The sequence below is a fragment of the Bifidobacterium sp. genome, assembly GCF_050874245.1.
Classification (GTDB): Bacteria; Actinomycetota; Actinomycetes; order Actinomycetales; family Bifidobacteriaceae; genus Bifidobacterium.
Genome location: NZ_JBNMKH010000001.1, coordinates 56,914 through 75,962, shown reverse-complemented (window position 1 = coordinate 75,962; position 19,049 = coordinate 56,914). Strand labels below are relative to the sequence as shown.

At 58.5% G+C, this 19,049-nt stretch carries 17 protein-coding genes and 1 tRNA gene; 11 read left to right on the top strand and 7 right to left on the bottom strand.

Annotated elements, in window-relative coordinates:
- Positions 1-64: 64 nt before the first annotated feature.
- From ACR0P8_RS00360 to pyrE, 5 genes are all read left to right on the top strand, one after another.
- A complete protein-coding gene (locus ACR0P8_RS00360) occupies positions 65-1,483 on the top strand; it encodes a dihydroorotase (RefSeq protein WP_432622589.1) in 1,419 nt (472 codons plus the stop codon).
- On the top strand, positions 1,483-2,445 hold the full coding sequence (gene pyrF, locus ACR0P8_RS00355; protein WP_432622587.1) for an orotidine-5'-phosphate decarboxylase: 963 nt from the start codon (positions 1,483-1,485) through the stop codon (positions 2,443-2,445). Before ACR0P8_RS00360 ends, pyrF begins: the two co-directional genes overlap by 1 nt.
- Positions 2,446-2,506: 61 nt before the next feature.
- Positions 2,507-3,325, top strand: coding sequence for a dihydroorotate dehydrogenase electron transfer subunit (locus ACR0P8_RS00350; protein WP_432622585.1), 819 nt, complete (start codon positions 2,507-2,509; stop codon positions 3,323-3,325).
- Positions 3,313-4,281 carry a dihydroorotate dehydrogenase gene (locus ACR0P8_RS00345; RefSeq protein WP_432622583.1) on the top strand — a complete coding sequence of 323 codons (969 nt, stop codon included), beginning with the start codon at positions 3,313-3,315 and terminating at the stop codon, positions 4,279-4,281. Before ACR0P8_RS00350 ends, ACR0P8_RS00345 begins: the two co-directional genes overlap by 13 nt.
- Before the next feature lie 79 nt (positions 4,282-4,360).
- Complete coding sequence (pyrE, locus tag ACR0P8_RS00340) at positions 4,361-5,056, top strand: orotate phosphoribosyltransferase (protein WP_432622581.1); 696 nt, start codon at positions 4,361-4,363, stop codon at positions 5,054-5,056.
- A 123-nt stretch (positions 5,057-5,179) separates the two neighbouring features.
- Here the strand turns inward: pyrE and ACR0P8_RS00335 are convergent, their stop codons facing one another.
- The 4 genes from ACR0P8_RS00335 to ACR0P8_RS00320 all read right to left on the bottom strand — a co-directional run bounded on the left by ACR0P8_RS00335 (position 5,180) and on the right by ACR0P8_RS00320 (position 9,776).
- Complete coding sequence (locus tag ACR0P8_RS00335) at positions 5,180-6,103, bottom strand: LysR family transcriptional regulator (RefSeq protein ID WP_432622579.1); 924 nt, start codon at positions 6,101-6,103, stop codon at positions 5,180-5,182.
- 92 nt (positions 6,104-6,195) lie between these two features.
- Entirely contained in the window at positions 6,196-6,831 is a 636-nt protein-coding gene (locus tag ACR0P8_RS00330; protein ID WP_432622577.1) for an HAD family hydrolase, read from the bottom strand.
- Between the two features lie 105 nt (positions 6,832-6,936).
- Positions 6,937-7,914 (bottom strand): AEC family transporter, encoded by a 978-nt coding sequence (locus ACR0P8_RS00325; protein ID WP_432622575.1) that lies wholly within the window; start codon positions 7,912-7,914, stop codon positions 6,937-6,939.
- An 86-nt stretch (positions 7,915-8,000) separates the two neighbouring features.
- Entirely contained in the window at positions 8,001-9,776 is a 1,776-nt protein-coding gene (locus ACR0P8_RS00320; protein ID WP_432622573.1) for a bifunctional ADP-dependent NAD(P)H-hydrate dehydratase/NAD(P)H-hydrate epimerase, read from the bottom strand.
- A 110-nt stretch (positions 9,777-9,886) separates the two neighbouring features.
- On the opposite strand from ACR0P8_RS00320, the gene ACR0P8_RS00315 reads away from it, so the two are divergent.
- Both ACR0P8_RS00315 and ACR0P8_RS00310 read left to right on the top strand, forming a co-directional pair.
- A complete protein-coding gene (locus ACR0P8_RS00315; RefSeq protein WP_432622571.1) occupies positions 9,887-10,588 on the top strand; it encodes an ABC transporter ATP-binding protein in 702 nt (233 codons plus the stop codon).
- 95 nt (positions 10,589-10,683) lie between these two features.
- Positions 10,684-10,756 (top strand) — tRNA-Asn (locus ACR0P8_RS00310).
- Between the two features lie 150 nt (positions 10,757-10,906).
- Here ACR0P8_RS00310 and ACR0P8_RS00305 read toward each other — a convergent pair.
- Positions 10,907-11,284: a transcriptional regulator gene (locus ACR0P8_RS00305; protein WP_432622569.1), complete on the bottom strand. Its 378-nt coding sequence runs from the start codon at positions 11,282-11,284 to the stop codon at positions 10,907-10,909.
- 174 nt (positions 11,285-11,458) lie between these two features.
- Between ACR0P8_RS00305 and ACR0P8_RS00300 the strand changes: the two genes are divergently transcribed.
- Together ACR0P8_RS00300 and ACR0P8_RS00295 are read left to right on the top strand one after the other, a co-directional pair.
- Positions 11,459-12,079 (top strand): M23 family metallopeptidase, encoded by a 621-nt coding sequence (locus tag ACR0P8_RS00300; RefSeq protein ID WP_432622567.1) that lies wholly within the window; start codon positions 11,459-11,461, stop codon positions 12,077-12,079.
- 109 nt (positions 12,080-12,188) lie between these two features.
- A complete protein-coding gene (locus ACR0P8_RS00295) occupies positions 12,189-14,018 on the top strand; it encodes an AMP-dependent synthetase/ligase (RefSeq protein ID WP_432622597.1) in 1,830 nt (609 codons plus the stop codon).
- An 88-nt stretch (positions 14,019-14,106) separates the two neighbouring features.
- On the opposite strand, the gene ACR0P8_RS00290 is transcribed toward ACR0P8_RS00295, so the two are convergent.
- Both ACR0P8_RS00290 and ACR0P8_RS00285 read right to left on the bottom strand, forming a co-directional pair.
- Positions 14,107-15,615: a hypothetical protein gene (locus tag ACR0P8_RS00290; protein WP_432622565.1), complete on the bottom strand. Its 1,509-nt coding sequence runs from the start codon at positions 15,613-15,615 to the stop codon at positions 14,107-14,109.
- A 124-nt stretch (positions 15,616-15,739) separates the two neighbouring features.
- Positions 15,740-16,960 carry an NADP-dependent isocitrate dehydrogenase gene (locus tag ACR0P8_RS00285; protein ID WP_432622563.1) on the bottom strand — a complete coding sequence of 407 codons (1,221 nt, stop codon included), beginning with the start codon at positions 16,958-16,960 and terminating at the stop codon, positions 15,740-15,742.
- Between the two features lie 135 nt (positions 16,961-17,095).
- Here ACR0P8_RS00285 and ACR0P8_RS00280 point away from each other — a divergent pair, with 135 nt between their 5' ends.
- Together ACR0P8_RS00280 and ACR0P8_RS00275 are read left to right on the top strand one after the other, a co-directional pair.
- Positions 17,096-18,214, top strand: coding sequence for a GuaB3 family IMP dehydrogenase-related protein (locus ACR0P8_RS00280; protein ID WP_432622561.1), 1,119 nt, complete (start codon positions 17,096-17,098; stop codon positions 18,212-18,214).
- Between the two features lie 153 nt (positions 18,215-18,367).
- Positions 18,368-19,006 (top strand): hypothetical protein, encoded by a 639-nt coding sequence (locus tag ACR0P8_RS00275; RefSeq protein WP_432622559.1) that lies wholly within the window; start codon positions 18,368-18,370, stop codon positions 19,004-19,006.
- Positions 19,007-19,049 lie beyond the last annotated feature (43 nt).

Sequence of the window (19,049 nt, the reverse complement as noted above, 5' to 3'; positions counted from 1 at the left end):
GGTGCATTCCGATCGTCAGGAATACCGCTGTGACTACTGCGACGAGGAAGCGAAGTTCTGACCCATGTCCCTCACCCTTCACGACATCAAGGTCTGGAACACCGGAGAGATCATCGACCTGGTCGTGCCCTCCGATACGAACGAATCCGTGGATGCCTCGGCGATGACCATCGCTCCCGGATTCGAGGATCCGCATGTTCATTTCCGCGATCCCGGGCAGACGTATAAGGAGTCCATGGTTTCCGGCTGTGCGGCCGCCGCATCCGGAGGATACACGAACGTGCTCATCATGCCGAACACCGTTCCCGCGATGGATGGCATGAAGGTGGAGTCCGGTCAGCCGGGCGCATCCGAAGTGCTTGATGCCGGATATGACACCGTCATTGATTATCTGCAGCATTACGAGGCCGCACATGATGTCAAATTGCCGGTCCGCTATGACCTGTGCGTGTGCGCGTCGAAGGGACGTGCCGGCAGGGAGGCCACCGATGTGGCCGACTGGGTCGGATATCTGCCGGGGCATGATGACGACCGCAAGGATGCCTACCAACTGGCGCATCCGGTGACCGCCGTCAGCGATGACGGCGCGGCCGTGACATCGGACATTCTCAAACAGGTGTTCGAGAATGTCGAGGAATCGGGCTTGTATCTCATCGAGCACTGTGAGCATCATGACATCGGCGCGGTCAACGAAGGACCGGTATCGCGCGAACTCGGCGTTCCCGGCATCCCGGAGGACACGGAGCTCAAAATCGTCGAACGCGACATCGAGATGGCCCGCAAGACCGGTGTGCACGTGCATTTCCAGCATGTCAGCACTGCGATCTCCTTCGAAGCAATCCGCAAGGCCAAAGCCGAGGGACTGCCGATCACTTGCGAGACGGCGCCGCACTATATCGCGTTGAACGACGAGGCGTTACTCAAATACGGCACGTTGGCGAAGATGAACCCGCCGCTGCGCTCCGAAGCCGACCGGCAGGCCACCATCGCGGCTATCGCCGACGGCACGGTGGATCTACTGGCCACCGATCACGCCCCGCACACCATGAAGGAGAAGGAGCTCGGTTTCCTTGCTGCTCCCAATGGCATCATCGGATTGGAATGCGCGTACGGCGTATGCCACAAAGTGCTTGTGGACGGGGGATTCATCTCCGACGAGCGGCTCATCGAGCTGATGTCCACCGGTCCGGCTGCGCTCATGGGCCACGACAAGACCGACATCACCGCCGTACTCGACGAATACGCCGATGCCGTGCCCGGAGACGATGCCACCAAACGTGTGCTCGACCTAGGCCGTGTTCCCGAAAGCGAACGAGTGGATCTGGTGGTGCTGGATGCCGATGAGGAATGGACGGTCGACCCGGAACAGTTCCACTCCGCGGCACGCAACACCCCATTCGGCGGTTGGCAGGTCACCGGCCGGCCGCTCGCCACCGTCATCGGCTCGCAACTGGCATTCAGCCGTATCAACAAGGAGGACTGATGGACCGTCTCATCGAAGCCATCGAAGCCAAGCAGAACCCAAGCGTCGTAGGTCTCGACCCCACCGAAGCCTTGGTGCCGGAACAGATCGTGGCAAGCTTCGCGGAGGAGATTGGCGAACAGGTTGAGGATCCGACGGAGGCGCCGGCCACCCAGCTTTCCGTCGCTTTCTTCGAATTCAACCGCGCCATCATCGACGCCGTGGCCGACATCGTACCGGCGGTCAAACCACAGATTGCCATGTACGAGGCGCTCGGTCCCGCCGGCATCGACGCCTACGCCATGACCTGCGAGTACGCCAAACAACAGGGACTGTACGTGCTCGGAGACGTCAAGCGCGGTGACATCGGCTCCACCGCCGCCGCCTACGCCCACCATCTGAGCGGAGTCGGAGCAGGGGAAGACGCTTTCGATCCGTGGCACGAGGACGCGGTCACCGTGAACCCCTATCTCGGCACCGACGGCATCTCGCCGTTCGTCGAAGCCGCCACTTCGTCCGACAAGGACATTTTCGTGCTGGTGCGCACCTCCAACCCATCCAGCAGCGAGCTTCAGGAGCTTGAACTCGCCTCCGGCGAACACGTATATGAGCATGTCGCCGATTTGGTCGAAGGCTGGGGCGCCGAAACCGTAGGCAAGAGCGGATATTCGCGTGTCGGCGCCGTGGTCGGCGCCACACATCCCGAGGAAGGCAGGACTCTGCGCGCACGCATGCCACATACGTTCTTCCTGGTGCCGGGCTACGGCGCGCAGGGAGGCACCGCTCAAGGCGTGGCCGGCATGTTCGACAAGGACGGCATGGGAGCGCTCGTCAATTCGTCACGCGGAATCATCGGCGCGTGGAGGAAATCCGGGAAATACGACGAATCCATGAGCGCGGACGACGCGCTGGACCTAGTCGCCGAATCGGCACGTGAGGCGGCGAAGAACATGCGTGACGATTTGCGTGCCGTATTGCCGTAAGCTGTGGAAAATCAATCCCAAGTAACATGTCCCATCACACGAAGCATAAAGAGAGGAAGCCATGACCGCCGCAGCAACGTTCATGCCGACCGTCACGGAGGCAAGGGAGGCTGGATTCTTCCCCAGCCGACATACGGTCGAAATCGTCGATAACCATAAATTGGCCGACGGTGTGTACCGTCTGACGTTCCGTGACGAATACATCGCCGGGCACGCCAAGCCGGCGCAGTTCGTAGACGTGTATTCCAACGATCCGACCCGACTCATGCCCCGCCCGTTCGGCGTGGCCGAGGTCGAAGGCGACGAGGTGAGTCTTATATTCGCCGTCGTGGGCAAAGGCACCGCCGAGTTCGCCGAGCTGAGCGCGGGAGACGCAATCCGCGTGATGGGGCCCCTTGGCAACAGTTTCGACACCAAGCGGACGGCGAATTACGTACTGGTGGCCGGCGGCCTCGGCGTGCCGCCGTTGGTGCGTGCCGCGCAGCATATCGCGGGTCTGGAACACGCCACAAGCACAGCGGTATTCGGCTATCGCAATGTGCGTTTCGGCGATGAGTATGTCGGCCGATACGCGGACAAGGTGTACAGCATCGACGAATCCGAAGGCAACGTCATCACGTTGCTCAATCGTATCGAAAACGAACTGACGACGGGGGAGAGGAAGCCAGTCATCCTTTCATGTGGTCCGTTGCCGATGATGAAGGCCGTTGCGGCATGGGCGGCGAAACGCGGCATCGAGGCTCAGCTGAGCCTCGAACAGCGTATGGGCTGTGGTTACGGCACTTGCGTGCTCTGCACCGTCGACACGGCCGAAGGGCGGCTGAAGGTCTGCTCCGACGGACCGGTATTCACCCGTGAACAACTGGGATGGGGGGAGTGAGCATGAACGTGGAGCAACCGCAGCATGCGAACCTGTACGAACAGCACGAATGGAAGCATCCCACACAGGTGGCGGGTGTTCCATGGAAGAATCCGGTGGCCACGGCTTCCGGCACATTCCAATACGCGGCGGTGCGCTGGTTCTACGATGTGAGCCAGTTGGGGGCTGTCACCACCAAAGGTGTCTCTCCGGTGCCGTGGGAAGGCAACCCCGGCGTGCGTACCGCGGAAGGTCCGTCCAGCAACATCAACGCCGTCGGGTTGCAGAATCCGGGCGTCGACCATTATTTGGAGGACGACCTGCCCAAGCTCAAAGCCATCAACGCGACGGTCATAGCCAACGTCGCAGGCCATTGCGACGACGACTACGCCGAAGTGGTGGCCAAACTCAACGATTCGCCAGCCGATATGCTGGAAATCAACGTGAGCTGCCCGAACGTGTCCGCCGGTGGCATGAGCGTCGGCACTGATCCGGTGGCATTGTCCAGGCTCATCACCCGGCTGCGCAAGATCACCGATAAGAAGATGATCGTCAAGCTCACGCCGAACGTTACCGACATCACCGTGCCGGCGCGCGCCGCCGTGGAAAGCGGTGCCGATGCGTTGAGCCTGATCAACACGCTGCTTGGAATGCGCATCAATATCCGCACTGGCGAGCCGATTATCACGCACGTCACCGGTGGTGTTTCCGGCCCTGCCGTGCTGCCCGTCGGCCTTGCCGCGGTGTGGCGTGTGCGTGCCGCATTGCCGACCATACCGATCATCGGCATCGGCGGCATCGACTCCGGTGAGACGGCCCTCGAATATCTGTATGCCGGAGCCAATGCCATTGAAGTCGGTGCGGCGGCGTTGTTCGAACCGACCGCACCGCTGCGTGTGGCCCGCGAGCTTGATGACCTGCTCGACGAGCGTCCCGAGCTTGCCGACAAGCTCGCAAAAGGGGAGACCTGGCGCTGATTCGGCCGCCGGCACGGCGAATAATCATCCATCGCGGCCATAGGTCGCAGTCAACCGTCGAAAAAAGGAGAACCAACAAATGACCGCTTCGCTCGATCATCGTTTCACCGAATTCCTACTGGAGGCGCAGGCGCTGAAATTCGGCGAATTCACCTTGAAATCCGGCCGCCAATCGCCGTATTTCATCAACGCCGGCGCATTCAACGACGGACGCAAGATTGCTCGTCTTGGCTCGTTCTACGCCGAGAAGATCATCGCGGAAATCGAAGCCGGCAACCTGCCGAAGGATATCGACACCGTGTTCGGTCCGGCCTACAAGGGTATTCCTCTGGGTGTATCCACAGCCATCGCATTGACCAATGCCCACGGCATGGAAGTCGGCTACACCTTCGACCGCAAGGAGAAGAAGGACCATGGAGACGGCGGCATGATGGTCGGCACCCAGCTCAGGGATGGCATGAAGGTACTGCTCGTCGACGATGTGATGACCGCCGGAACCGCCGTGCGTGAGGTCATTCCGAAACTCAAGGCCGAGGCCGACGTCGAAGTCGTCGGACTGGTGCTGAGCGTGGATCGTATGGAAAAGACCAAGGACTCCGATACGTCCGCGGTGAAGGCCGTCGAATCCGAATTCGGTTTCCCTGTGTTCGCCATCGCCAACGTAAGGGAGATCTTCGAAGCAGGTCAGCATATCCGGACGGCGGACGGCGCTCCATACGTCACTCCTGAGATCAAGGCGGCCGCCGACGCGTATCTGGCACGATACGGCGCCTGATAACAGTCCAAGGTTGTCGTAAGAGACAGCTGTAACAAGAAAGTCCCGCACCATCCGTGAGTTGGTGCGGGACTTTCTTGTTACCTTCAGGATCTGAGCCTGACAGACCTGCCAACGGTCAATCTAATCGATGAGGTTATAGCCGTGGCTTGAAACCACCGACTTCAGCTTTTCCAAATATGTTTCCGCGGCCTTCGAAAGCTTGGCGCGTTCGTTGGCAATCCAACCGACCAGCATCGTCTCATCGGTATCAAGCGGCACGGTGACGATTTTCTCGTTATTAAGGTCGCCGTTATCGATACCGGTGCAAACCGTGTAGCCGTTCAAGCCGATGATGAAGTTCAGAATGGTGGCACGGTCGGTCACGTTGATCTGCTTGGGGGAATACTCCGGCCAGACGGCCTCCTCCGCGAAGAAGAAGCTCCCTTCCTCACCCTGCTCGTATTGGATGAAGGGGAACGGTTTCAGGTCATCCATGGTGACCTTCTTCTTGCCGGCAAGCGGATTGTTGCGCGAGATGAACACGTGCAACGGCGCCCGGAACAGCGGATGGAACTCAAGGTGCTTCTCCCGCAGCATCTTGCCGATCACATCCTTGTTGAAATCGGACAGATAGATGATGCCTATCTCCGAAAGCATGTTCGCCACCTGGTTGATGATGTCCTTGGTGCGGGTCTCACGGATGGTGAACTCGTATTCGTCGGACTTGATGGAGTTGATCATCTCCACAAAAGCCTCCACGGCGAACATGTAATGCTGAGTCGACACGGAGCACAGCTGTTTGCGTGGCTTCGCGTTCTTGTAACGTTCCTCGAGCAGCGAGGCCTGGTCGAGGACCTGACGCGCATAGGTGAGGAACTCCGCACCGTCCACGGTCAAGGCGATGCCTTGCGAGGAGCGGGTGAAGATCTCGATGCCAAGCTCATTCTCAAGCTCCTTCACCGAGGAACTCAGCGCGGGCTGGGAGACGTACAGTTCGTGCGAGGCTTCGTTCATGGAGCCGCATTCGACGATTTTGACGATGTATTTCAGCTGAAGGAGGGTCATAACTACTACTTATACCAGCGTCGCTTTACGAAACGGCGATTTATAGGATTCCTTTTTTGCATAATGGACATGCGATTGCGTGTCATTCCGTCCTACACGCGCACGCCCAAGGATTCGAGATTCTCACGTGCCTGTTCCGCGTCCATGAAGCGGAAGGAATGCATGCCGACGGCCTGCGCGCCCGCGACGTTCTTCGCCGTGTCATCCAGGAACACACTATGTTCCGGCTGCAGGCCGAAACGAGATATCGCCAGTTCGTAGATGTCTGCGTTGGGCTTGTGCATCTTCTCCACTCCGGAGACGACGGTGCCGTCCAACAACTCGGCAAGCTGCGGGAACTTGTCGAATGCGAAATGGAATGTCTCATGCGACCAATTCGTCAATCCCCATACGCCGTAGCCGGCCGACTTCAGGTCACGCAGCAGTTGCTCCATTCCGGGCAGCATGCGCGGCAACGCATCATCATAATGGGTGATGTAGTAACGGAAGATGTCGGCGATCTGTCTGCCCTGCTCCCGCACCACATCGGGCCAGATTGAATCGAAATCCTCGCCGGCGTCCATGCGATCCTCATATCTGAAGAAACCGCACGGGTCGTCATCCTCGCAGATGCGGTCCACGAGCCCGTCATCGAATTTGCCTTCAAGACATGCGCGCGTCTGCCAGTCCAGCAGCACTCCGCAGAAATCGAAGACAACGTCAGTGATCGATGATGTTGCGGTAACCATCGGAATCCTTTCCATAGACATGTGTCCGTCCTCGTCAGTGTACCGTATCCGTAATCATGGGAAAGTCCCTCATCTCGTTCTGCATTTCAGTCCTCCGCGAGAACGTCAGAACGTCAGATACGATACGACAGGCAGTGTGAACAGGCTCGCCACGGTGGTGGACAGCACCAGTCCCACAGCATATTCGGGCATATTATGCTCGCGTTCCGAGAACATGACAATGGCGCTCATGGTCGGCAGCCCCGCGATGATCGTCATCATATCCGCCATGCTACGGGGAATCGCCCCCAGCCCGAGCATCGGCGGCACGGTGACGATCAGCACATGGAACGCGATGGGGAAGAGCACCATCTTGACCACGATGCCCACATACAGCTCGTATCGTTTCAATACGCCAGCCCAGTCGCGCAGCACGAACAGCCCACCGAGATAGATCATCGACAACGGCGTGGAGATGGCGCCAAGCGAATGCAGGGGAGCAATCACCACCTGCGGCACCGGAATGCCGATGAGCACAATCGCAATCGCCAGAATCACCGCCACCAACGCGGGGCTCAGCATGCCGAGAAGCCTCGACCCCAGAGTCTTAGCCGGATGCTCGTCCATATACGTCTGCCGGTTCGACTTCGGCCTGGTGATCCATACGCCATAGGTCCAGAAGAAGAACTGGTCGGTCAGCGACATCAGCGCGAAATACAATGCGCCCTGTTTGGGGAACAACGCCAGAATCAATGGAAGGCCGATGAAGCCGGCATTGCCGAAGATGAACGCGCCTTGGAACATGCGTCCACGCTCTCCCGGCAGACGAAGCAGCTTCGCCAGCAGCCACATTGATAGGATGAGCAGCGCGTACAACGCGATTGTGATGCCGATGACCGCCGCGGAGCCGAACAGGTCCTCACGCGTGGTTCCGGAAACGGCATTGGAGAACACCAGCATCGGAATGCCCACGTTCAGGATCAGACGACATACCCCCTGCAGGGAATCCTCGTTCAATAGTTTCGTCTTGACGCATACCACGCCCACGACCAGCATGACACCCATGCCGATGAGCTGGTTCAGGACCACGGAAAACTGTTGCATGCACCCACCTCTCTTGTCAGACAACCAACATAAGAAGCGGGCCGGAAGCCATTCGCGCGCGGGGTGGTAAGCGGGGTGGTAATTATCTAGCGGATCAGCTCGTCGAAGGCCTGGGGGATGGCGGCGATGACATCCGTGGCGACGATCGGATGGCCTACCGCATTCGCGGAACTCCTAGTGGCGTGACCGTACAGACGCGGACGGCACCAGCCGCGTTGCTTCGATCCGCTGGCGATCGCACCAGCAAGCCCATGCATGTATGCGGCGGCCGCCGCCACTTCCGGCACCAAAGCGGGATCGTCGTTGAGCAGATCATCCTGTTGCGCCATCAACGCTCCCAACATGCCGGCCAGTACGTCTCCCGAACCTGCGGTGGCCATCCATGCGGGTGCTCGTCCCGACAGGATGATTCGGTCGCCTCCGTCGCCGTCGGAACCAACCACAATGGTGACGGCACCTTTGAGAAGCACCGTTGCGCCGGTCAGCTTATGCGCCCGCAACGTCGAACGTAGGGGATTGGCCTCCACCTGTTGCCTGGAAACGGGCTCGGCAGCATCGCCGTCCAAACGGTTCAGCAAAGCGGCCAATTCTCCGGCATGCGGCGTGGCCACTACCTGCGGCGCGACGCGATCCGGCAGCAGATCCAATGCGCCTGCATCCACCACGATGGGAGGCATGGCCAAGGCCCGCGCGTTCATCTCGTCATCGGTCTCATGCAAAGCGTAATGCTCCAGCAAAGCCGCGGTTGTGACGCGCTGCGTGTCATCCTCACCCATTTCAGCGCCTGCGGCCGGCACTCCGGAACCAACCACCCACGACTCGACCCTTCCCTTGCCGAGCACAGCCTCCGGCAATACGGAGAGTACCATATCCTGCGCGCGTTGAGGTCCCAGATACCGCACCATGCCGGTATTCGTCCGGGCCGCGGCCCTCGCCGACAATACGGCGGCACCGGGATAGCGTGTCGAGCCAGTCACCAATCCAACCACGCCACGCGAATACTTGCCATCCGCAAGCCGAGGCAGACGAATCGAATCCGAGACAAAATTGCCATCCGTCATCTCGGCGAGCGGAACGGCGTCATCAATGTCGAAGCCAAAGTCCACCAACGTGACCCGGCCGCACGCGTACGAGGCGGGAGGCACCATCGCGCATGGCTTCATCGCGCCAAACATCACCGTTGCATCCGCGGGAATGTACGGTCCCGGCAGCGAACCGTCATCAACCCCCACCCCGGACGGCACATCGATGGCCACTACCAACGGCAGATCGGCGGACGGCTCATTATCCGGCAATGCGGGTTTGTCCGGCAGCTCGCCATCCGATCCAATGGACGCGGCCAACGTACCTGCGATGCCCCGCAATGCGCCGACCGACCCGATGCCGGTCATCGCGTCAAGCACTACATGCGAGCTCCTCGCATATTCAATCGCCGCCTGAAGCCTCTCACCGGCCTCGCCTGCGGAAAATCCGGATGTGCATCCCGGAATATCGGCCGCTGAATCAAGCACCAGTACGCGCCCGCCGGCATGCACGAATGCCCTGAATGCCTCCTCATGCAAAGAACGTCCGACCGCAATCGCGGTCACCTGTGCCCCCTCATTCGCCAATTTGGCGCCCGCGTACAGTCCATCGCCACCATTATTCCCGGCACCAGCCAACACGGTGACACGCGCATCCTCAATCGGAAGGTCCTCGTCATCGAGTAGCGCCATCGTCACTTGAGCGGCGGCGGAAGCCGCCATGCGCATCAGCGGCACGCCATCGTCCAGCAGAGGACGTTCCAACTGCCGTACGGTATCCGCTGAATAGGAGCTGTACAGCAGCGTTTGCAAACGGTCGGCATCATTGGAGACATCCATGGAAAAATCCTTTCCTCTGCATGGAACCACAAACCCTACTTTAGTCGTATAGTCAAAGAAAAGGCCTATTGGCCCGGACATGGACGTCGGACAGGGGAACGGAGTGCGACATGGCATACATCGAAATGAGAAACAGCACCAAGCGCTACCATATGGGATCCACCACCATCACAGCCAACGACAATGTGTCCTTCACCATCGACAGAGGAGAACTCGCCATCATTCTCGGTGCATCCGGCGCTGGAAAATCGACAGTGCTCAACATTCTGGGCGGCATGGACACCAACACCTCGGGACAGGTGATCATCGACGGCAAGGACATCTCCGGCTACACACCCAAACAGCTGACCGCATACCGTCGGACTGACATCGGATTCGTATTCCAGTTCTACAACCTTGTGGCGAACCTCACGGCACGTGAGAACGTGGAGCTCGCCTCCCAGATCGTCTCCGACGCGCAGGATGCCGACAGCGCGCTCGCCGACGTGGGATTGTCCGATCGGGCCGATAATTTTCCCGCGCAGCTGTCCGGCGGCGAGCAGCAGCGAGTGGCGATCGCACGCGCGGTGGCGAAGAATCCGAAGATTCTTCTTTGCGATGAGCCTACAGGTGCGCTTGATTACAACACGGGCAAGCAGGTGCTGCGTATTCTTCAGGACATGAGTCGTAAAAAGGGCGCGACAGTGGTGATTGTGACGCACAATTCAGCAATTGCCCCAATCGCTGATCGAGTGATACGTATGCATGACGGGCGTGTCTCATCGATCGAAACCAATTCGCATCCGATGGACATCGAAGAGCTCGAATGGTGATACGACACGCTGTGGTGCTTCCGATTTGCATGATTGGATGATTCGTGTAATATATGTGACTTGTGCACGGAAGCTTGTCTTCCGGGCGGGAACATTCCTGCGTAGCTCAGTTGGCAGAGCATCCGACTGTTAATCGGACGGTCACTGGTTCAAGCCCAGTCGCAGGAGCTTAGATGGAAGCCTTTATGGGAGTAGGGTTCCGGCATGATTCAAGTGAGAATTACGGGAATGTTCCAGACCGTAGTTCTCTGACATTCTCAGACAAAACTCGTGTCGAGTGCATGAAATTGTTTCAACTTAGTCTCTCCCTGAATAGAATTACTCCAAAGTGTCGAGCACATTGTCGACAAGCGTGCGCCCATGCGATGCATTCGTCTTGAGTCGGGGAAAACGGCGCAACACGTTGTCCGGACTCGCGCCCGCAGCACGTGCCACATTCGATTTCGATTCGCCACGCGCCACGGCGATTTCGGCAAGCCTGTCCACCAAGGAATCCGACACCTGCCGCAGCTGTTCCGCGACCCATAGCTGGGCGAGCTCGGGGGAAAGGGCGTAATCGTCCTGCAGTTCGCTTGACGCTTCCTGCACGGCCGCCCATAGCACCATGAATGGCTTGCGATAGTAAGCGATGCGCTCCTGGTCTGGTTCGTCCTGCAGCTGTTGCAACGCCTTGCGTTGCGTGGTGTTGTCGCTCATGCGTTACATCGTATGCCACACGAGGAGACGTCTGTGGCAGCTTCGGGCGCGACACGCCCGAAGCATGTGGATAAGTGCGGTTCTCCGACCACAAGGTCGTTTTGATTGGACAACCGGTTCGCAACGATGGCATGCTTTCGATTCCCGACCGCAACGCAGGCAAAGGAAATCACCATGGATAGCAGAGAATACCGTCGGCGAATTCGCCGCAGCAGAATGTCCGATGATGCCGAGGAGCGCAATCGCCGTCGATGTGCGGCCGCGATGATCGTATGTGTGTCGGCGAGCGCCGCATTCGTGGCTTGCGGTCTGCGAGTTCCGCCGGCATATGCGCATGCGGAGACCGCCACGGCGGGTGATGCTGCGCAGGTGGAATGCCGGGCGTTGATGCGATGGCCTTTGGAACAGACGCGAATCGTCGGCGCATACGATGCGCCGGCCAAACAATGGTTGCCGGGCCATCGTGGGGTGGATTTGCAGGCCCGGGCGCAGGATGCCATTCTCGCGCCTGCAGACGGGACGATCGCCTTCAGTGGCAAAGTGGCTGGCAAATCCGTAGTGACTCTTCGCCATGGCGCGAATGCGGGGAACCTTACATCGACGTTCGAACCGGCCGCCACGACACGCGCGGTTGGGACATCCGTCGTCAAAGGGGAACGTTTCGCACGTGTCGAAGGTGCTTCGGAGCACTGCTCCGATCAGTGTCTGCATTGGGGTCTCAAAGGCATTGGACGTGACTATTCGGATCCATCAGGCAGAGTGGAGGCGATGAGGGTAGGTCTTAAGGCAGCATGATCGGCTTGTCCCATGCATCTCGTTGCCGTGGAGTCGCGGCTTCGGAGGAAAGTGCGGCATGACGGTTATGATGCTGTATGTACAACGGATTTCGAGAAGCGGGAAGCTTATGATCAAGGAATACACGCGGCCTCTGGAACATGCGATCGATGCGGACAGGAACATCTTCTCAGTGCTCGAGAAGCGTGCGGAACGCACTCCGAACGACAATCTGGTTGAATACAAGAACGACCAGGGAGAATGGGATGCGTTCACCGCCGCACAATTCAGGGATAAGGTGGTGGCCCTCGCCAAAGGGCTTATCGCGCGCGGCGTGATGCCCGGGGATTCCGTGTCCATCATCGCGCACACATGCTGGCAATGGACGGCGCTCGACGTGGCCATCATGTCCATCGGCGCGCTCACCGTTCCGGTGTATGAGACGAACTCGCCGGCCCAAGTGAGGATGATCTTCAACGACGCCAACGTCAAAATGGCTTTCGCCGAGGACGACGCCCAGCGCGACAAGATTGAATCCGTGCGCGGGCAATGCTCCGATCTCGGTGACGTGTATGTCATTGGACTTGGCGCTCTCGATACCATCATCGAATACGGTCATGCGGTATCGGATGCAGAGTTTCTTGAACGTGAACAGGCGGTCAAGGGTTCCGATCTGGCCACCATCGTGTACACATCCGGGTCCACCGGCACACCAAAAGGCGTCGAATTGACGCACGCCAATTTCGTGTTCATCACCTATTCCGGTGTCAATTCCATGCCGGATATCGCCATGAAGCCGAATCGTCGCCTGTTGCTGTTCCTGCCGTTGGCCCACGTATTCGCAAGGTACATGCAGTTCTTCTGCTTCGCCGGCAATGTCTCGCTTGGTCTTTCCAGCAATCTGAAGACCATTCTCGCTGATTTCAAGGCGTTCAAGCCGACATTCATCCTCGCCGTGCCAAGGATTTTCGAAAAGATCTACAACGCGGCATCGCAGAAGGCCGGTTCCGGTTTCAAGGGACGTGTGTTCGCGGGCGCCACCCGTACCGCATATGACTGGTCCCATGCTCAGCAATCAGGCAAGGGGATTCCCTTCGCGTTGAACGCGAAGCATGCCTTGTATGACAAGCTGGTGTATTCATCGATCATGGACGTGTTCGGCGGTCATGTCGAATACGCGGTCTCCGGTGGCGCGCCGCTGGACTCCTCCATCGCGCACTTCTTCAACGGCGTCGGCCTTCCGTTGCTGGAAGGCTATGGCATGACCGAAACCTGTGCTCCCTCAAGCGTCAACCCGACCGAAGGCTACAGGATAGGCACCATTGGACTGCCCTTGCAAGGAGTGACCATGGGTGTGGACGAAGATGGAGAGCTGTGCATCAAAAGCCCTGCTGTGTGCGCGGGTTACCATAACAATCCCGATGTCACCAGACAACAGATTGTTGATGGATGGCTGCATACCGGAGATCTTGGTTCCATTGACGACGACGGTTTCGTTTCCATCGTCGGTCGTAAGAAGGATCTCATCATCACCGCTGGCGGCAAAAACGTTTCCCCGTGCGAGATGGAGGCCTCCATCATGACTTCGCCGGTGGTGAGCCAATGCGTGATGATCGGCGACCGTAGGCCCTTCATTGCGGCCATCATCTCCCTTGATTTGACCGAGACGAACCTGTGGTTGGAGTCCAAGGGTGCGGAACGCGTTGCCGATTTGGATGAAGCCTCGAAGAACCCCATTGTGCGTGCCGAGGTCGAACGCGCGGTCAACAAGGCCAATGAGCTCGCTTCGCGTGCCGAGTCGATCCGCAAGTTTGAAATCGTCCCCGATGAGTTCACCGAGGAGAACGGTCTGGTCACGCCGAGTATGAAAGCGCGCCGGCAAGCTGTGGTCGAGCATTATCGCACCTTGATAGACAAGGTCATCTATGTGCCGAGGAAGCCGGCGTCCCACGCCGAATAAGCTTTGAGCGCTATCCGAAAGAAGCCCGGGAGACGTTGTTCCACATCTCCCGGGCTTCTTCCGGATTCCATCACAGTTGAGGCGGCGGTCACAGACCGGCGTCCGCCAGGGATATATAGTTGGGTTCGATCAGGGTTTTCTTGAGATTGCCCGCGCTTATCGCCAGAACGTCCTCATGGATGGTCGGCGTTTTCTTTCCTTCAACCGTCGTTGAGATGATGAAGTCGAACTTGGACAGCTTGTCTGCGACGTTCAAACGCACGCAAGTCCGTGCGATGTCCTTGGCCAGGGTCTTGCGATTCTCCATCGCGGTCATCCATTGTTTGCCGTTGACAATATTCGGCATGGAGCTGATATATGCTCCGTATCCGGTGATGATCGGCCACTGCGCGTTCTCCTCATCATCCGATTCCTTGTTGCCGTCATCATCGGTCGAGGCGCTCGTAGGACTGGGCACCGTCTTTCTCTCCAGATCTTTTTTCCCGGTGATGCTATCCACGATGCCGGAGATGGTGATGGACGGATTGACGTCCGCCGAGGAACCGGTATAACCGAGTTTTGCCAATTCATCGGCTACGTTCTTTGCCACATAGTCGTTGCATGAGATGATGCCGTCGATGCGGGTGGGGTGAGTGTCGTCCTCATCCATGCCGAGACGTTCGGCGAGTGCGGATTTAACCTGCTCGGCTTTCGCGGATTCGAACGCCACGGATTGCCAATCGGATTCATCGGTTGACGCGGTGAGCGTTCCGGAGGGGGAGACGGCCTTGCCGTCCTTGAAATACGGTCCGAGAATCTGCCAGATTCCCTTGAACACATGCTGTGCGAAGGACGTGTCCTCCTTATTGCCGTGCTCGTCCGTCTCATCGTAGGGGAGCAACACCTCGATCTGCTTGGGGGCATTGGAAGACGCTTTGTCGAGTTCGAGCTTGCTGACAAGTTCCCGTGCCTGCAGCTTTCCGATCTGCTCGGCGGTGACCATTGGAACGTACACGTCCGGAGCGTATCCCTGGAGAGTGTTGGAAACCAGAACCACCTTCATGCCCTCGTTCTGGGCGAGGCGCAGTGCCGATACCAGACGTTGCGCCGATTGCGCATGATCTTTCGCATCCTCGTCCGACGCATCGGAATCCCAAGTGATGCCATGTCCCGCATAGTCGCCGTACTGCCTATCGGATTCCGACAGATCCGCGACCGGTGCCACCACCAAAGTGGTTCCGCCCTTCGAGGATGAATGTTCGGAGCCGTTGATGTGGTCCACCACATAGTCCTGCACGCTTTGACTCTGCTTGGCGAGATTCGAAGAGGTCTTGACGGTGATGTCGCCACTCTTGACGCCCTCTTGCTTCAATGACGACACGATTTCGGGAACGATCTTCTCCCATTTGCTCAATGGCGTCTGCTGGGAGATGGTGATGCCGTCGGCCGGCGTGAAGATCGCCACGCTGCCGGTCGGATTCACCGTGCTGGACTGTGTGGCCTTGTCCTGCGACTGTGCGCCGTCATTGGACGAGCACGCGCCCATGACAGCCACCATGCAGGCCGATGCCAGCAGGGCGAGCAGCCGTTTCGTCGTGGTCGTGCGATGCAGTGTCATGCCATGTCCTTTGCGAAATACGGTGGGCGGATTTCTCATACTGACCATCGATTGTAATATCCGAGCATTGAAAAACCCGTATACGCGTGTAGACGCATACGGGTTTCCCTTTGAGAGCCGACGATTATTCCGCCAATGCCTTCGCCAGATTCTCATCGAGCGCGTCCATGAAGCCCTCGGTATCAAGCCATGGCTGGTCGGGACCAATGAGCATGGCGAGGTCTTTGGTCATCTGGCCGCCTTCGACGGTCGAGATAATGACCTTTTCCAAAGTCTCGGCGAAATGCCTGACCTCCGGAGTGCCATCAAGGTCGGCACGGTGCTTCAAGCCGCCCGTCCATGCGAAGATAGAGGCAATCGGGTTGGTCGAGGTCTTCTCGCCCTTCTGCCAACGGCGATAATGGCGGGTCACCGTGCCATGTGCCGCCTCGGCCTCGACGGTCTGCCCATCGGGGGTCATCAGGACGGAGGTCATCAGGCCAAGTGATCCGAAGCCCTGTGCCACGGAATCGGACTGCACGTCGCCGTCGTAGTTCTTGCAGGCCCAGATGTATCCGCCATGCCACTTCAAGGAGCTGGCCACCATATCGTCGATCAGTCGGTGCTCATAGGTCAGTCCGGCCGCCTCGAACTTGTCCTTGTATTCGGTTTCGAACACTTCGGCGAATATATCCTTGAACTGCCCGTCGTATGCCTTGAGAATCGTGTTCTTGGTGGACAGATACACCGGATAGCCGCGCATCAGTCCGTAATTGAAGCAGGCTCGGGCGAATCCGCGGATGGAGTCGTTGACGTTGTACTGCACCTGGGCGACGCCGCCATCGGGGCCGTAGTTGTACACGACGTGCTGGATGGGTTCGCCGCCGTCTTCCGGCGTGAACGTGACGGTGAGCTGTCCGGCTCCCGGAACCTTGAAGTCCGTAGCCTTGTACTGGTCGCCGAATGCATGACGGGCCACGACGATCGGCTTGGTCCATCCCGGCACCAGACGCGGCACATTGCTCATGACGATCGGCTCGCGGAAGATGGTTCCGCCGAGGATGTTGCGAATGGTGCCGTTGGGGGACTTCCACATCTTCTTAAGGCCGAATTCTTTGACGCGAGCCTCGTCCGGGGTGATGGTGGCGCACTTGACACCGACATGCTCCCGCTGGATGGCCTTCGCCGCGTCCACGGTCACCTGGTCGTCGGTGGCGTCTCGATTCTCAATGCCCAGATCGTAGTAATCCAGGTCCACGTCGAGATATGGCAGGATCAGACGGTTCTTGATGTCCTTCCAGATGACGCGGGTCATTTCGTCGCCGTCGAGTTCGACGACTTTGCCTTCGACCTTGATTTTGGCCATGGTTTGTCCTCCTGTCAGGATTGAGGTGATGAATCCCGTCTTAATACATATGTGTTAATTACGTGCGGAAATGTCCAAAACCATGGAAGGACACGCTTGAAGCCACTGTCATAGCTGAGCATTAGCCTTGAAACCATGTCTCAGGAAATTGAAATCGGTTTGGGCAAGAAAGGCCGTCTGGCCTACTCGCTGGACGATGTCTCCATCGTCCCCTCCCGTCGTACCCGTGACCCTCAGGACGTATCCACTTCCTGGCAGGTCGATGCCTATGAATTCGACGTGCCGGTCATCGGCGCTCCAATGGATTCCGTGACCAGCCCGGCCACGGCCATCGCCATGGGCAAAATGGGCGCGCTCGGCGTGCTTGATCTTGAAGGGTTGTGGACTCGTTACGCTGATCCTCAGCCGCTGCTTGACGAAATCGCGCAGTTGCCGGCGGACAAGGCCACTGAGCGCATCCAGGAGATCTATGCCGAGCCAATCAAGCCGGAGCTCATCGTCGAGCGCCTGCATGAGATTCGCGACGCCGGCGTCACCGTCGCCGGAGCGTTGTCGCCCCAGCGCACGCAGGATTATTATTCGACGGTGCTTGAGGCGGGCGTCGACCTGTTCGTCATCCGTGGCACCGTTGTGTCCGCGGAGCATGTCTCCAAGGACCACGAGCCCCTCAACCTCAAGAAGTTCATCTATGACCTGGACGTTCCGGTCATCGTCGGGGGTGCGGCCAACTACACGGCGGCTTTGCATCTGATGCGTACCGGCGCGGCCGGCGTCCTCGTCGGCTTCGGCGGAGGAGCGGTCTCTGCCAACCGCAACACGATCGGAGTGCATGCGCCGATGGCCACGGCCATCGCCGACGTCGCCGAGGCGCGACGTGATTACATGGATGAATCGGGTGGTCGTTACGTGCAGGTGATCGCCGATGGAGGCATGGGTGATTCCGGAAGCTTTATCAAGGCCTTCGCTCTCGGCGCGGATGCGGTGATGCTTGGCTCTCCGTTGGCCCGTGCCAAGGAAGCACCCGGCCAGGGTATGCACTGGGGTGCCGAGGCGCGTCACCAGACATTGCCGCGTGGTTTCCGTACCAACGTGGGAACCGTGGGCACTTTGGAGGAAGTGATGTTTGGCCCGAGCCACAACGCGGATGGCACCACCAATTTCGTCGGCGCTCTTCGCCGGGCCATGGCCACCACTGGTTATGTCGATCTGAAGAGCTTCCAGCGTTGTCCGGTCACCGTCACCCCGAACCGGTGACCGAATGATCGCAGCCCGCCCCTGAAGGGTGGGCTGTCCATATATTCGATAATTCCCTCCATCGACTTGACGGGGGGAATTTCTTATGTCTAAATGGTCATTACGTCCTTCTCAGCAGAGTCGGATGACATCCGATAAAGGAGGCCATTTTATATGGACGATTTATTCAAAGAAGATGTTCCACCTCCGGGTTCGCAATCCAATCCCGAGCAGGAGGTGGATAACGATGATGTTTTACGCGACGACGAACCAGACAGGATTCCGTCATCAGGATTGGATACGTTATTGGACTTCAACGAAGAAGATAACCGGCTGTTAGAACAGCTGAAAAGAGAGAAGAAAGCCCTTTCCTCATACGATGGTTTTCTGGAATCGGAATTGTCTCACAAACGCATCCCGTATCATATCGTCCGCATCGACGACACGCCGTGGGACGTCGGGCAGGCTCATTATCTGGCGCTTTTGGGGGCGCGCCTGTCGTGTGATGTCATCGACATCTTCCGTGGCCGCCGGAAGCCGGCGCACGTTGAACGCATCCTAACGGAGGACTGCATGCGTCGGTTGAAGACGGCGTCAGGTCTTTTGATCAATCACATGAAGGAGGACATCAGACTTCACGCCAGGTTCGGTCTGCTGCCCATCAACGTGTTCATGGTCAGCGGATGGCTGGTTTCGCCGACGAAGTTCGAATGCACCGTGCTGCTCAGCATCGGCGACCTGCGGATGAGCTGCAATACAACCTTCGTGTTCAAGGGATCCGTATGGAGATGCACCGTGGCTGATTTCGGCTGACGTTTTTTAAAGCGGAATATTAAGGCAAAACCCTTGAGATTGG